13 protein-coding genes are annotated in these 14,423 nt (G+C 70.5%); 6 read left to right on the top strand and 7 right to left on the bottom strand.

What is annotated here, in order from left to right; genetic code table 11:
* Entirely contained in the window at nucleotides 1–966 is a 966-nt protein-coding gene (locus OG892_RS37530) for an ABC transporter substrate-binding protein (RefSeq protein ID WP_371631406.1), read from the top strand.
* A 39-nt stretch (nucleotides 967–1,005) separates the two neighbouring features.
* Here the strand turns inward: OG892_RS37530 and OG892_RS37525 are convergent, their stop codons facing one another.
* Nucleotides 1,006–2,841 (bottom strand): SpoIIE family protein phosphatase, encoded by a 1,836-nt coding sequence (locus tag OG892_RS37525; protein ID WP_371631405.1) that lies wholly within the window; start codon nucleotides 2,839–2,841, stop codon nucleotides 1,006–1,008.
* A gap of 183 nt (nucleotides 2,842–3,024) precedes the next feature.
* Nucleotides 3,025–3,186, bottom strand: a complete 162-nt coding sequence (locus OG892_RS37520; RefSeq protein ID WP_199884365.1) for a hypothetical protein — start codon at nucleotides 3,184–3,186, stop codon at nucleotides 3,025–3,027.
* Between the two features lie 304 nt (nucleotides 3,187–3,490).
* Between OG892_RS37520 and OG892_RS37515 the strand changes: the two genes are divergently transcribed.
* The gene (locus OG892_RS37515; RefSeq protein ID WP_328864333.1) at nucleotides 3,491–5,389 is read left to right on the top strand and encodes an ABC transporter ATP-binding protein; all 1,899 of its coding nucleotides are present in this window, start codon (nucleotides 3,491–3,493) and stop codon (nucleotides 5,387–5,389) included.
* A 66-nt stretch (nucleotides 5,390–5,455) separates the two neighbouring features.
* Here OG892_RS37515 and OG892_RS37510 read toward each other — a convergent pair whose 3' ends face one another.
* Nucleotides 5,456–6,289, bottom strand: a complete 834-nt coding sequence (locus OG892_RS37510) for a PepSY domain-containing protein (protein ID WP_073733996.1) — start codon at nucleotides 6,287–6,289, stop codon at nucleotides 5,456–5,458.
* A gap of 214 nt (nucleotides 6,290–6,503) precedes the next feature.
* Here OG892_RS37510 and OG892_RS37505 point away from each other — a divergent pair, with 214 nt between their 5' ends.
* Nucleotides 6,504–6,821, top strand: a complete 318-nt coding sequence (locus OG892_RS37505) for a hypothetical protein (RefSeq protein WP_328864335.1) — start codon at nucleotides 6,504–6,506, stop codon at nucleotides 6,819–6,821.
* Between the two features lie 85 nt (nucleotides 6,822–6,906).
* Here OG892_RS37505 and OG892_RS37500 read toward each other — a convergent pair whose 3' ends face one another.
* From OG892_RS37500 to OG892_RS37490, 3 genes are all read right to left on the bottom strand, one after another.
* Entirely contained in the window at nucleotides 6,907–7,944 is a 1,038-nt protein-coding gene (locus OG892_RS37500; RefSeq protein ID WP_073733998.1) for an ABC transporter substrate-binding protein, read from the bottom strand.
* A 73-nt stretch (nucleotides 7,945–8,017) separates the two neighbouring features.
* The gene (locus OG892_RS37495; RefSeq protein WP_073734692.1) at nucleotides 8,018–8,881 is read right to left on the bottom strand and encodes an ABC transporter permease; all 864 of its coding nucleotides are present in this window, start codon (nucleotides 8,879–8,881) and stop codon (nucleotides 8,018–8,020) included.
* Nucleotides 8,871–9,686 carry an ABC transporter ATP-binding protein gene (locus OG892_RS37490; protein WP_371631404.1) on the bottom strand — a complete coding sequence of 272 codons (816 nt, stop codon included), beginning with the start codon at nucleotides 9,684–9,686 and terminating at the stop codon, nucleotides 8,871–8,873. Before OG892_RS37490 ends, OG892_RS37495 begins: the two co-directional genes overlap by 11 nt.
* 232 nt (nucleotides 9,687–9,918) lie before the next feature.
* On the opposite strand from OG892_RS37490, the gene OG892_RS37485 reads away from it, so the two are divergent.
* From OG892_RS37485 to OG892_RS37475, 3 genes are all read left to right on the top strand, one after another.
* Nucleotides 9,919–11,517: a sensor histidine kinase gene (locus OG892_RS37485; RefSeq protein WP_328864336.1), complete on the top strand. Its 1,599-nt coding sequence runs from the start codon at nucleotides 9,919–9,921 to the stop codon at nucleotides 11,515–11,517.
* A complete protein-coding gene (locus OG892_RS37480) occupies nucleotides 11,514–12,212 on the top strand; it encodes a response regulator (protein WP_073734001.1) in 699 nt (232 codons plus the stop codon). The genes OG892_RS37485 and OG892_RS37480 overlap by 4 nt, the downstream gene beginning before the upstream one ends.
* A gap of 130 nt (nucleotides 12,213–12,342) precedes the next feature.
* Complete coding sequence (locus OG892_RS37475) at nucleotides 12,343–12,705, top strand: DUF779 domain-containing protein (RefSeq protein ID WP_327340446.1); 363 nt, start codon at nucleotides 12,343–12,345, stop codon at nucleotides 12,703–12,705.
* A gap of 27 nt (nucleotides 12,706–12,732) precedes the next feature.
* On the opposite strand, the gene OG892_RS37470 is transcribed toward OG892_RS37475, so the two are convergent.
* Nucleotides 12,733–14,331: a hypothetical protein gene (locus OG892_RS37470; protein ID WP_371631403.1), complete on the bottom strand. Its 1,599-nt coding sequence runs from the start codon at nucleotides 14,329–14,331 to the stop codon at nucleotides 12,733–12,735.
* Nucleotides 14,332–14,423 lie beyond the last annotated feature (92 nt).

Here is a 14,423-nt window from a genome sequence, read left to right as displayed (position 1 = left end):
ATGGCTCGTCCGCGCACTCCACTCATCGCGCTCGTCTCCGCCACGGCGCTGGTCGCCGTGGCCGGTTGCGGGGCGGCGGACATGACCCAGCAGTCCTCGCCGTTCGCCAACGCGCAGGGCGCGAAGACCGTGACCCTGTCCGTGCAGTCGTGGGTCGGCGCCCAGGCGAACGTCGCCGTCGCCCAGTACCTCCTCGAACACGAGCTGGGCTACCGCGTCGACACCGTCCAGATCGACGAGGTGCCCGCCTGGGACGCCCTCAGCCAGGGCCGAGTGGACGCGATCCTGGAGGACTGGGGCCATCCGGACCAGGAGGCCAGGTACGTCGGGGACAAGAAGACGATCAGCGCCGGCGGGGAGCTCGGGGTCACCGGGCACATCGGCTGGTTCGTACCGACGTACTTCGCCGAGCAGCATCCCGACGTCACCGACTGGCACAACCTCAACAAGTACGCCAAGCAGCTCGGTACGGCGGAGAGCGGCGGGAAGGGCCAGTTGCTGGACGGCTCCCCGTCGTACGTCACCAACGACAAGGCCCTCGTGCACAATCTCGGCCTGGACTACCAGGTCGTGTTCTCCGGCTCCGAGGCTGCCCAGATCACGCAGATCAAGCAGTTCGCCAAGGAGAAGAAGCCCTTCCTCTCCTACTGGTACAAGCCGCAGTGGCTGTTCGAGAAGGTGCCGATGACGGAGGTGAAGCTGCCCGCGTACAAGGAGGGCTGCGACGCCGACGCGAAGAAGGTCGCCTGCGCCTACCCGCAGACCCCGCTGAAGAAGTACCTCAACGCCCGCTTCGCAAGCAGCGGCGGCAAGGCGGCCGCTTTCCTCAAGAAGTTCTCCTGGGACACCGAGGAGCAGAACAAGGTGGCGATGATGATCGCCGACCAGAAGATGTCGCCCCAGGACGCGGCGGAGAAGTGGGTCCACGAGAACGAGAAGACGTGGCGGGCCTGGATTCCCCGCTGATCGCTCCCTCAGCAACGTGACGGGCAGGGGCGCCCGGTCTCAGACCGCGGCGCCTGGCCCGGCCTCGCCCGGGGACGCCTCCGTGAGGGCGAACCAGGCGGTCTTGCCCTCGGGTTCGGGCCGCACACCCCACTGGTCGGCCAGGATGTCGAGGAGCAGCAGGCCGCGCCCCGAGGAGGCGAGCTCGACCGGGGTTCGCTGGTGGGGCAGTTCGTCGCCGCGGTCCATGACCTCGACGAGCAGCCTGCGCCGGCCTGTCTCACCGGTGACGTGAGCGGTGAGCGAGCCGTCCTGGTCGGTGTGCACGAGTACGTTGCCGAGCAGTTCCGTCGCCAGGAGCACCGCGGTGTCCACCTGGTCCGGCCGCGCCCAGTCGTGCAGCAGCGCCTTCAGTTCGGCCCGCGCCTCGGCCAGCCCCTCGCCCTGGTCCTGGCCGATGGTCAGCACCAGCCGGCGCTGGTCCACCTCCGCGCGCGGTTTCACGGAGTCCCGGCGCAGGAGCAGGAGCGCGATGTCGTCGCCGTCGCGGGCGACGCCCTCCCGGGCCCCGGGTTCGGGGCTGAGCACGGCCGACATCAGCCGGTCGGCCATCCCTTCCAGGTCCTCCACGGGACCGGGCGAGAACGCGTCGCGCACCCGTACCCAGCCGCTGTACATGTCGTGGCCGCCGTTCTCGATCAGGCCGTCCGTGCACAGCATCAGGACCTCGTCGTCGTGCAGGCGCAGGATGTCGACGGGGTAGTCCTCCTCGCCGGGCATCAGTCCGAGCGGCAGGCCGCCGCTGATGTGCTTGAGCAGACAGGTGCCGTCCGGCATCCGCAGGACCGGGTGCGGGTGGCCGGCGCGGGCGATGTGCAGATTGCCGGTGGACGGGTCGGCCTCGATGTAGAGGCAGGTGGCGAACCGGTCCTCGTCGAGGGTGGTGAGGAAGCGGGAGGCCCGTGCCAGTACGGCGTCCGGGCCGTGCCCCTCCGCGGCGTACGCGTGTACGGCGGTGCGCAGCTGGGCCATCAGCCCGGCGGCGTGTACGTCGTGTCCCTGGACGTCTCCGATGACCAGGGCGAGGCGGCCGTTGGGCAGATCGATGCTGTCGTACCAGTCGCCGCCGACCATGAGGCCTCCCCCGGTCGGCACGTAGCGCGTCGCGACGCTCAGGCCGGTCAGCGCCGGGCCCGCGGCGCGCATGCTCTGGCGCAGGCCGCGGGAGAGGGCGAGTTCCGCCCTGCCCGCACGGGCGCGTTCGTGTACCTGGGCGATCATCCGGCCCGTCACGCTCAGCAGGGCGCGCTCGCTCTTGGTGAAGGCGACGGGTGAGCGGAAGGCGGCGAGCCACACTCCGACGACCCGCCCGGCGGTCACGAGCGGCAGGAAGGCCCACGCGTTGAGGCCCTTGCGGGCCGACATGTGCCAGGTGGCCGGGAACGCGGCGCGGTACTCCTGTGTGGAGGCCAGGAACACCGACCGGCCGGTTCTGGCGACCTCTGCGGCCGGGTAGCCGGTCGTGAGCGGCATCCGGAAGCCCTCGTCGATCACGCCGCCGGGCCGGAATCCGTACTGCGCCAACGCGGTGAGGGAGCCGTCACCGGTGGCGAACACGTACTGGGCGTCCATCGGGAAGTCCGGCGCGTACAGCCCGGCCACCAGCCTCAGCGCCTCGTCGAGCGAGTCGGACTCGGCGACCGTGTGACCGGCCGAGAGCAGGAGCGCGTCGCGGCGCCTGACCGCCTCGCCGGGCGGAACGCCTTCGCCGGCCTGCCGGCTCCCCCGGCCGTCCTGCGGCGCCGGGGGCGGGGTTTCCAGCCGGTTCAGCTCGGCGATCTGGTCCAGCTCGGCCTCGAACTCGTCCGGCGGCGGTTCATGCCGTTCACCACCCATCCGGCGTCCCTTCCCGATGTCCGTCGCCGACTGTTCGTACCATGCTCCGACGGCGGAGCCGGGTCCGCAGTGCGAGAGGCTCCGAAGGCGCACGGCACGGAGCCGCGCCGGGGGCCGGGACGCGGGAGTCGGCAGGGGTACGAGGAGTGGGCGCGCCACCGCGGGAACGGGGGCGGTCAGCTGTCAGCGATACGCCGCCGACCTGCGTACATCGCTGAAGTCGACGGCCAGGTCGGCCTCGCGCAGAGTCTCCTCAGCCACTCGGCGCACCTCCGCCAGGACGTCCCCGTGCTCCTCCACGAGACCGGCGTAGATCGGTGCCTCGGAACTGTCTGTGAAACTCACGTCGAACTGCCTCAATCGGTTGGGTATGCCATCGTTCGGCCGGAAACAGGGGCCGATTCTACGTGGTCCGCCGTCGGGGCCGCGGGCGGTACCGAGGAGTGGGCGTTCCGGTCGATACCCGGTTTCGGCTGTGCTCGCCGGCCGGTCCGCCGGACGGGGCACGAGATCCGGGCGGGGCATGAGATCCTGCGCCGGGCGCGGAGAAAAGCGGTTGACCTCAAGTCGACTTGAGATCTTAGCGTTCTGTCTGCGTCCCTGGCCGTGTCCGGCCGACGGGAGCATCGACTCGTTCCCGGAGGCACGTATGAGTATGGAAGTCACGGCGTGGTCATCGCTGCACAGTGCGATGAACGCTCAGCAGGACCGCCGGCCCTTCTCCCGGGCGACCGTGCGCCGGATCGGCGCCTTTGCCCGGCCGCGCCGCCGCGAGCTGTACCGGTTCCTGGTGCTGAGCGTGTTCACGGCCCTGCTGGCGGTGGCCACACCGGTGCTGGCCGGCCGGGTGGTCAACGCGATCGTGCAGGGCAAGGAGAACGGCACGGTGACGCGGCTGGCCCTGGTGATCGCCGTCATCGCCGTGGCCGAGGCGGGGCTCGGTCTGCTGACCCGGCTGCTGTCGGCCACGCTGGGCGAGGGACTGATCCTGGACCTGCGCACAGCGGTCTTCGACCATGTGCAGCGGATGCCGGTCGCCTTCTTCACCCGGACCCGCACCGGAGCCCTGGTGAGCCGGCTCAACAACGACGTCATCGGGGCGCAGCGGGCGTTCAGCAACACCCTGTCCGGCGTGGTCTCCAATCTGGTGACCCTGCTGCTGACCCTCACGGTGATGCTCACCATCTCCTGGCAGATCACCTTGCTGGCGCTCGTCCTGTTGCCGGTGTTCGTCGTGCCCGCGCGGCGGATGGGCTCCAGGATGGCCCGGATGCAGCGTGAGGCCGCAGGTCACAACGCCGCCATGGGGACCCAGATGACCGAGCGTTTCTCGGCGCCCGGCGCGACCCTGGTCAAGCTCTTCGGGCGCCCCGACGACGAGTCCGCGGAGTTCGCCGCGCGGGCCGGCAGGGTCAGGGACATCGGCATCCGTACGGCCATGGCGCAGTCGACGTTCATCACGGCGCTGACCCTGGTGTCCGCGCTGGCTCTCGCGCTCGTCTACGGACTCGGCGGCTACTACGCACTGCGCGGGAGCCTGGAACCGGGCGCGGTCGTGGCGCTCGCGCTGCTGCTCACCCGCCTCTATGCCCCACTGACGGCGCTGGCCGGTGCCCGGGTCGAGGTGATGAGCGCGCTGGTGAGCTTCGAGCGGGTCTTCGAGATCCTCGACCTGAAGCCGCTGATCTCCGAGAAGCCGGATGCCCGCAAGGTGCCGGACGGTCCGGTGTCGGTGGAGTTCGACGGGGTGTCCTTCGGCTATCCGTCCGCCGACAAGGTCTCCCTCGCCTCCCTCGAAGAGGTCGCGACCCTCGATGCCCGGGGCGGTACGGAGGTGCTGCACAAGGTCTCCTTCCGTGCCGAGCCCGGCCGGATGATCGCCCTGGTCGGTTCCTCCGGCGCGGGCAAGTCGACGATCGCGCAGCTGCTTCCCCGGCTGTACGACGCCGATTCCGGCTCCGTGCGGCTGAACGGCGTCGACGTACGCGATCTGACCGCCGCGTCGATCCGCGAGACGCTCGGCATGGTCACCCAGGACGGGCACCTCTTCCACGAGTCGGTCCGCGCCAACCTCACGCTCGCCAGGCCCGGTGCGAGCGAGGACGACATCTGGGACGCCCTGCGCCGTTCGCGCCTCGACGGGCTGGTGGCCTCGTTGCCCGACGGTCTCGACACGGTGGTGGGCGAGCGCGGCTACCGGCTCTCGGGCGGTGAGCGTCAGCGGCTGACGATTGCCCGGCTGCTGCTGGCCCGTCAGCGCGTCGTCATCCTCGACGAGGCGACCGCGCACCTGGACTCGACCTCGGAGGCGGCGGTGCAGGAGGCGCTCGCCGAGGCGCTGGAGGGGCGCACCGCAGTGGTGATCGCCCACCGGCTCTCGACGGTGCGGGCGGCCGACCTGATCCTGGTCATCGAGGAGGGCCGGGTGGCCGAGCGGGGTACGCACAGCGAGCTGCTGGCCGCGGGCGGACGGTACGAGGAGCTGTACCGGACGCAGTTCGAGCCGGCGGCGGCCGGGGAGCGGCCGGAGTCCGTACCGGCCGAATGAGGTGCGCGGCGCCCCGGTCCGTGCGGACCGTGGGCGCCGCGTGTGTGATGCCGTGCCGGGGCCCGGTCAGTCGTTGTCGACGTGCTCGCCGGTGACGGAGCCGCTGGCCGCGTCGATGTCGACCGTCGTCTCCTTGTAGTCCTTGGCCACGACGTCGACCGACCAGACGAGGACGTTCTTGTCGTTCTCGTCCAGGTCGAGGGAGGTCACGGTGCCCTTGGCCTTGTCCGTCGCGGCCTTGGCCGCCTCCTGCGGTGTCTGGGTGGCCTTGGCGATCCGCTCGGCCGTCCGGCTCTTCTCCTGCGTGTCCTGGTCCGGGTCCTCGACGGACTGGAGCACCTTGCCGGTGACCGCGTCGATGCGCACGGTGTGCTCGGTGCCGTCCTTGGCTACGACGGCCGCCACCCATTCCGGGCCGGTGGCGGTGGGGCTGGCCGACGGTGAGGCGCTGGAGCCGCTCGGTGAGGAGCTGGCACCGGTCGGGGAGGCGCTCATGGACGCGCTCGCGGAGGCGGACGCCGAGGCGGAGGCGGACGCGTCGGTGTCGTCGTCCGACTTCCCGGGGCCCTTCAGCTCGAGTTCGGTCACCTTGCCGCCCTTGACGGCGCCTTCGGCCGTGGTGACGGCCTTGTCGAAGGTGATCTTGGTGGAGGCCAGCAGCTTCTTGCGCTTCTGCTGGTCCTTGGTCAGCGAGGCGCTCGGGCTGGGCGAGGGGCTGGTCGTGCGCTCCGGGACGGCACGGGCGGCTTCGGAGGTCTCCGTCCCCGTCGACGTGCTGCCGCTGTCCTGGCCGCAGCCGGTGAGCAGGGCCGCGGTGAGGACGGCGCAGGCGGCGCCGGCCGCCCGGAGGCGGTGGGCGCGCAGGAATCCGGTGTTCTTCGGTCGGGGGTCATATGTCATGCCGGCATGCCTAACCGCCCTGCGGCTCAGGCATGTGGGGTGACGGGTCGTAGTCACCCGATCACCCGCGTTCCGGGCCCGGCCCCGACCGTTCGCGTCACCGGAGCCCCGGGCGACGCAGCGGTGGGGCGGCGGGGCCCGATTCCCCAGGCGTGCCACGGGATATTGCCTCCCGCGGGTCGCGATCCGGCCGTTTTGGTGCGAGCCTGGAAGCATGACCTGGGCGTCCTGGACGACTCGCGGAGTGTATTCGGGGCACGGTGGCGTGCTCACCGAGGAGGTCGGGCCGCTGTCCGGCGATCTGACCGTCCACACCACATGGGCCGACGACACTGCACAGATCACGGTGCAGTACACCGATGCGGCCGACTGGTTCACCATGTCCGGCAGTCCCGTCCCCTGCTCCTCCGAGCAGGAGAGCCGGGCACTGCACGAGGCCGTGGTGAACGCCGTCCGGCGGGGTTCCGCGGCCACGGTTCCGGCCGCGTGCCTGGAGCCGGACCGGCCGGCCGGCGGGACCGCCGCCGAATAACCGACAACCGCGGGGCCGTCCGAGCCGATTCCTGACCGCGCGCCCGCACGCGAAGGCGTACGGGCGCGGGCGGGTTCCGTCCTGCTCAGTGCGCCTTCTTCACGAATTCCGTGGTGTACGTCTTGTCGAGGTCCACGTCCGCGTTCTTGAGGTTGGGGTTGAAGGCCTTCAGGACCCGCTCGACGGTGGCCGGTCCGTCCGGGGGCATCACCCCGTCCGTGGTGAACATCGGCAGGGTGTTCTTGATGGACTGCGCGTACAGCGCCGCGCCGCCGCCCTGTGCGTAGTCGGCCGGCATCTTCGCGGCGATCTCGTCGGCGCTGTGCGTCGACATCCACTTCAGGGTCTTCACGAAGGCGTTGGCCAGCTTCTGCACGGTCGGCTTGTGGGCGTTGACCCAGTCGGTCTGCATGTAGAGGCTGGAGGACGGGTAGAGGCCGCCGAGCGCCTTCCTGGAGCCTTCCGGGGTCCGCATGTCGACGAGGATGCTGCCGAGCTTCTTGTCGAGGATGGTGGCCACGGTCGGGTCGGTGGTCATGCCGCCCTGGATGGAGCCCTGCTGGAGCGCGGAGATGAACGTCTGGCCGGCTCCGACCGCGACGGGCGTGAACTCGCTGGTCTGCACGCCGTTCTTCACGGCGAGGTACTTCGTCAGGAAGTCGGTCGAGGAGCCGAGGCCCGTCACGCCCAGCTTCTTGCCCTTGAAGTCCTTCGCCGAGCCGAGGTCGCCCGCCGCCTTGTTGGACACCATCTCGACCTCTCCCGGGGCCTGGGAGAACTGGACCACCGACTCGATGTGCTTGCCCTTCACCTGGAGGTCGAGGGTGTGGTCGTAGAAGCCCACGGTTCCCTGCACGTCGCCGGAGACCAGCGCGGTCTCCGCCTGGACGCCGGCGGGCTCGGTCAGCAGCTGGACGGCGACGCCCTCGTCCTTGAAGTAGCCGAGCCGCTCGGTGAGCATCGCGGGCAGGTAGATGACCTTGTCCAGGCCGCCCACCATGATCTTCACGCTGTCGTTCTTGTCGCCGGACGCGGAGGTGGAGTCTCCTCCGCAGGCGGTCAGGCTCGCCGCGGCGAGGGCTCCGGCGACGGCGAGGGCCGGGATCCGGGGGGACATACGCATCTGGTTCACGTCCTTGTGAAGAGGGGTCCCGGGAGGGGAAGGAGGGGTCCCGGGGGAAGGAGGCAGGCGCGGGTCAGCGCGCGGTGTCGGCGTCGGCCGGTTTCCAGCGGAAGAGCTTCTTCTCCAGGAAGGTGAGCAGCCCCTCGGCGAGCAGGGCGACGACCGCGAGGATGGCCATGGCGGCGTAGACGCCCGCCGCGTTGAAGGTGCCCTGCGAGGCGGCGACCAGCAGCCCGAGGCCCTTGGTCGCGCCGATGTACTCACCGACGATGGCGCCGATCAGTGCGAAGCCGAAGCTGACGTGGAGGCTGGTGAAGATCCACGAGGTGGCCGACGGAATGACCACCTGGAGGGTGACCTGCCGGTTGCTCGCGCCGAGGATGCGGGAGTTGGCGACGAGGTTGCGGTCCACCTCCCTGGCGCCCTGGAAGGCGTTGAAGAAGACCGGGAAGAACACCAGGACCACCGCGGAGGCGACCTTCGACGCGGGGCCGAGGCCGAACCAGATCAGGAAGATCGGGGCGAGCACGATGCGCGGCAGGGCGTTGAGGACCTTGATGTACGGGCCGAGGACATCGGCGGCGAAGCGGACCCGGCCGAGCGCGATACCGAACAGGACTCCGGCGATCACACCGATGACCCAGCCGAGCAGCGCCTCGTAGAGGGTGTACCAGATCTGTTCCCACAGGGAGCCCTGGGCGGTTCCGTCGGTCACCCAGGTACGGATCTGTTCCCAGATCTTCGACGGCATGGAGAAGTTGAACGGATCGATGACGGCTGTCCTGGCCAGCCACTCCCACAGCCCGACGACCGCGACGAGCACGGCGATCCGGCTGGCCAGCACCAGCATCCTGCGGTTGCGTGCGGCCCGCGCCCTGGCCTCGGTCCGGCCGGTCGCGCTCACGGCGGCGTCCTTGGTGACGGTCTCAGGCAGCATCGGCCGCACCCCTCTCGCGGGTGATGCGGACCTCTTCGCCGAGCGAGGACCAGATCTCGCGGTAGATCTCCAGGAACCGGGGCTCCAGCCGCACCTGTTCCACCTTGCGCGGACGCGGCAGCCCGATCTCGAAGACCTCCTTGACGGTGGCCGGTCCCGCGGTCATCACGACCACCTTGTCGGCGAGCGCGATGGACTCCTCCAGGTCGTGCGTGACGAAGACGACGGAGGCTCCGGTGCCGCCCCACAGCTCCAGCAGCTCGTCGGACATCAGGGCCCGGGTCTGCACGTCGAGGGCCGAGAACGGCTCGTCCATCAGCAGGATCTCCGGGTCGTTGACGAACGTCGCCGCGAGTGCGACCCGCTTGCGCTGTCCCCCGGAGAGCTGGTGCGGATAGCGGTCCTCGAAGGAGGACAGACCGACCCTGTCGAGCCAGGCCCGTGCGCGTTCCCTGGCCTCCGCCTTCGGTACGCCCCGGAAGCGGGGCCCCGCCATGACGTTGGACAGGACGGTCCGCCAGGGGAAGACCGCGTCCTGCTGGAAGACGAAGCCGACCTTGTCACCGATGCCGCGCACCGGTTCGCCGGAGACCAGTACCTCTCCCTCCGTGGGCTCCTCAAGGCCGCTGATCAGGGTCAGGGTGGTCGACTTGCCGCAGCCGGTGGGACCGACGACGGCGACGAACTCCCCCCTGCCGATCGTCAGGTCCAGATCCCGTACGGCGGTGTGGACCGCCCCCGACGGAGTCCGGAACGCTTTGCTCGCCCCCCGCAGCTCGATGGCGGGGCTCGTTTCGCTGTTCATGGGCCGGGACGCTAGGGGCGGTCCGGCAGCGGCGGGAGCCTTGCGCCCACAACTCCGGGTTCTGCCTGTTACCCGTGGTTCTGCTCATTGTGCTCACTCCCGTACAACGAAGCGGAGACGAGGGCTAGGCAGCGAGGTCGGCGCCGTTTACCTTGCGTTTACACCGAGCCGATCGGAGTACCGGATTCGAGGACCGCGGGAGAGCGGCCGCGGGAGAGCAGAGGACACGGACATGCGGATTCACTGGCCCCGCCGTGTCTTCGCCCAGGTCCTGGTCACCCAGGTGGCGATCACGACCGGGGTGGTCATGCTCGTCACCGGGCTCTTCCTCGCCCCGCTCAGCCACGAGCTGGACGACCAGGCGATGCGCCGGGCCCTTTCCATCGCCCAGACCACCGCCGCGGAACCCGGTCTGGTGGACCAGCTGCTCAGCACCCGGCCCGATCCGTCCGGGCCCGTACAGGCCGAGGCGGAGCGGATCCGGCGGGCCACCGGGGCGCTGTACATCGTGGTGATGGACACCCGGGGAGTGCGCTGGTCGCACACCGAGACCGCCCGGATCAGCGAACGCGTCTCGACCGATCCGAGCACGGCGCTGGCCGGCCGCGAGATCATGCAGATCGACATCGGCACTCTGGGGCGCTCGGCGCGCGCGAAGGTCCCGTTGCGCGACCGGACCGGCACCGTCGTCGGGGCCGTCTCGGTGGGCATCGCGTACAAGAGCGTCCGGCAGGGGCTGCTCTCCACCATTCCGGTGCTCCTGCAGTACGCGGGGGCCGCACTGGCCGCGGGAGTGCTGGCGGCGTTCTTCGTCTCCCGGCGCATCCAGCGCAACACCCACGGTCTGGCCTTCGCGGACATCTCCTCGCTGCTGGACGAGCGGGAGGCGATGCTGCACAGCATCCGGGAGGCGGTGCTCGCGCTCGACGCGCGCGGGCGCATCCGGCTGCTCAACGACGAGGCGCAGCGGCTGCTGGAGCTGACTCCGGACGCCGTCGGCCGGGCGCTGGGCGAGGTGCTGCCGCCGGGGCGCACGGCGGAGGTGCTGGCGGGCCGGGTCGACGGCGCGAATCTGCTCACCGTCTGCCGGGGGCGGGTGCTGATCGCGAACCGGATGCCGACCGGCGACGGCGGTGCGGTCGTGACGCTGCGCGACCGCACCGAGCTCGAACTGCTGGGCCGCGAGCTGGACTCCACGCACGGGCTGCTCGACGCGCTCCGTGCCCAGGACCACGAGCACGCCAACCGGCTGCACACCCTGCTGGGTCTGCTGGAGCTGGGCAGGCACGAGGCGGCGGTGGAGTTCGTCACGGAGGTCTCTGACGGGCGCCGGGCCTCGGCTGAGCAGGTCGCGGAGCGCGTGAACGATCCGCTGCTCTCGGCGCTGCTGGTGGGCAAGTCCGCGGTGGCCGCGGAGCGCGGCGCGTCCTTGCTGGTCTCCCCCGCCACCCGGCTGCCCGACGTCGTGGTGGATCCGCGCGATCTGGTGACCGTACTGGGCAATCTCATCGACAACGCCCTGGACGCCGCCACGCTGGTCGAGGTGGAGCTGCTCGCCGAGGGTACGACGGCGGTCCTGCGGGTCAGCGACAACGGCCCCGGGGTGCCCGTCGCGATGCGGGAGCAGATCTTCACCGAGGGCTGGTCCACCAAGGAGTCCCCGGCCCACCGGGAGCGGGGGCTCGGACTGGCGCTGGTGCGCCGTCTCGCAGAGCGTTACGGCGGCGCGGCCCGGGTCACGGCCAGGGCCGGTGGCGGCGCCGTCTTCACCGTCGTCCTGCCGGAGGCGCTCGCCGTCCGGCAGCGAGCCGAAGTGGGAGGGGCGCAGTGATCGACGTTCTGGTGGTGGACGACGACTTCCGGGTGGCGGAGATCAACGCGGCGTACGTGGCCAAGGTGCCGGGCTTCCGGGTCGTCTCCCGTGCCCACACGGCGGCGCAGGCGCTGTCCGTCCTGGAGCGCGAGCATGTCGATTTGATCCTGCTCGATCACTATCTGCCGGACCGGACGGGGCTCACGCTGGTGCGTCAGCTGCACCAGATCGGCCATCCGGCCGACGTGATCATGGTGACGGCGGCCCGGGATGTGGTGACCGTGCGGACCGCGATGCGGTACGGCGCTCTGCAGTACCTGGTCAAGCCGTTCAGTTTCGGCGGGCTGCGCTCCAAGCTGGAGAGCTACGCGACGCTGCGCCGCACCCTGGAGGGTGTGGAGAGCCGCCGCGGGGAAGCCGGCCAGGAGCAGGTCGACCAGATCTTCGGGGCGCTGCGTACTCCGGAGTCCGTCGCCGCGGCCGGGCTGCCGAAGGGGCATTCGGCGCCGACCGCCGATGTCATCCGCCAGGTCCTGCTCGCGGCCCGTGAGCCGTTGTCCGCGCACGAGGTCGCCGCGCGGGCCGGTCTGAGCCGCTCGACCGCTCAGCGCTACCTCAAGTACCTGGAGGGCGCGGACCGGATCAGCCTCACGCTGAAGTACGGGGACACCGGCCGCCCGGAACACCGCTACGCCTGGGCGGCGGCAGGCTGAGGGCCGCTCGCCGGTCCGCGCAACCCCCATGCAACGTCCGGCCGGGTTGCATGGGGGCCATGCGCGTACCGCGATCCGCGCGGTGCCCGGAGGGAGGCCGATCCGTGAATCGATGCGAGGTGGTGCGGCCATGAGCACCGAGGACGCGCCGCCGGTGGAGCTCACGCCCGCGGCCGCCGATCTGCTGCGACGGTTGCGCGGGCTGCACGGACCGTTGATGTTCCACCAGTCGGGCGGCTGCTGCGACGGCAGCGCGCCGATGTGTTACCTGGACGGTGAGTTCCGTACCGGCGGCTCCGACGTACTGCTCGCCTCTCTCGAGGTCGACGGGGTGGCGGAGAGCATTCCGTTCTGGATGTCGAGGAGCCAGTCCGAGGTGTGGGCGCACACCCGGCTGATCGTGGATGTGGTGGAGGGCCGGGGCAGCGGCTTCTCGCTGGAGGCCCCGGAGGGGGTGCGGTTCCTGATCCGGTCGCGGCTGGTCGGCGGCTGATCAGGAACCGGGCACCCCGGCCGGGGATCAGTCGGCGTCCCGCACCGCCACGATGCCGTTGAACACCCCGACGTACGCCGTGCCGTCAGGACCGATCGTGACGGGCGCCCAGTTGTTGTCGTACGAGGGGCCCGTGCCGGTGAGCTTCGTCCAACGGCGCTGTCCGGTGCGGAAGTCGACCGCGGTGAGGTACCAGGCGTCGATGCCGAGGCTGTTGGGCTGCTTCTCGTAGAAGTAGAGCAGGCCGTTCGCGGTGGACAGTTTGGGCACGGTGGAGGGCGAGCGGACGGCGCTCTCCCACACGGTGTCGCAGCCGCTGCCGTCGGGCCGTACGTCGATGCGGGCGGCGCCGCCGACGACGCTGCGGCCGAGCAGCAGCGAGGTGAGGTTCTCGTAGCCGTAGTTGTTCTCGACGACGAGGCTGTTGCCCCAGCTGATCATGGAGTTGTCGGTGGTGGAGGCTCCGGAGCCGAAGACCGGGACCTTGCAGACGAGGCGTTGGCCGTCGGGCACGCCGGGGCCGCGCCGGTAGACGAGGACGTTCATCCGGTCGTCGGCGTTGTCGGTGATGGCCACGTAGTCGTCGCCGTCACCGAACAGGTCCGGGGTGGTACCCGAACCCTGGTTCACCGAACCGGGTTTGGTGCCGGTCCCCCGGTCGTACGTCTGCCGCCACTGGACCTTGGGCGTGCCGTCGTCCGAGGCTGCGAAGCTGTAGAGGGCGTGGTCCGTGACGATCGAGACGCCGTCCTCCGCTACGGAGAACGAGTTCTGGATCTCCTCCCCCGGGAGCTGCACGGAGCGGATCGCGGAGGTCTGCGGGTCGACCGTGCCGATCCTGCCGAGCCGGGTCACCCACCAGATGCGGCCCTGCCAGTCGGGCATGACGGAGGTGACGGGATCGCACGTTCCGCCGGGGTAGAGGTTGGTCCAGCTGACACAGTCGTGCGGTACCTGTCCGGTGAGGTCCCAGTCGTCGTCCACGACGAAGCGCCAACTGCCGTCGGGGGCCTGTTCGTGGGCGATGCGCTGGATGTGCTGGCGGGAGTCGGCGAGGACCACCCGGTCCTGGTTGTCGAGGTAGAAGTAGGCGCCGCCTGAGGTGTCCTTGAAGATCTTCGAGAAGTCGAGCCGGGTGATGGCCTCGACGGTCGAGGACCGCTGCGGCAGCGTGTACTCGGCGAGGGTGTCGAGCGTGCGCGGGTCGAGCAGTTTGAGCAGGAACCCGGTGAACGTCCCGCACACCGTGATCAGCCGGCCCGCCGAGTCGAAGGTGGCGGTGGCGCATTCGCCGCCCAGCGGTGCGATCTGTTCGCTGCTGACCCGGGGATCGCGGCCGAGCGGCCCCGAGTACGGGTGGGTGCCGCTGCCCGCCGCGTCGGCGTGCATGCCGCTGCGGCCGTTCGGGGCGAGGAAGGGGTGCTGCGGCGGAGCCTGCCCGGGGACGGGCGAAGCCGTGGCGGGCGCGCCCGTGTAGTCGCTCACCAGGCGGTGCCCGGGTGCGCGGGGGATCTCACCCGCCGTGGCCGGTGAGCCCGCGACCATGAGCGCGGTGGCGCAGAGGGCAAGTGTCAGGGCCAGCGCACGGGCCGGCCCACTTCTGGACAACGGGAACAGCGGGGACATCGGACTCCTCGGTCGGGACGGGGGTCGCGCCGCCGCCCGACGCTAGGGCGAGGTCCTTGAGGTGTCCATGGAAATGCGCCGTGTTTCATCGA

Source organism: Streptomyces sp. NBC_00341 (assembly GCF_041435055.1).
Taxonomy (GTDB): domain Bacteria; phylum Actinomycetota; class Actinomycetes; order Streptomycetales; family Streptomycetaceae; genus Streptomyces.
The sequence above is the reverse complement of the archived record's forward strand: the minus strand, read 5'-3'. Positions and strand labels throughout refer to the sequence as shown.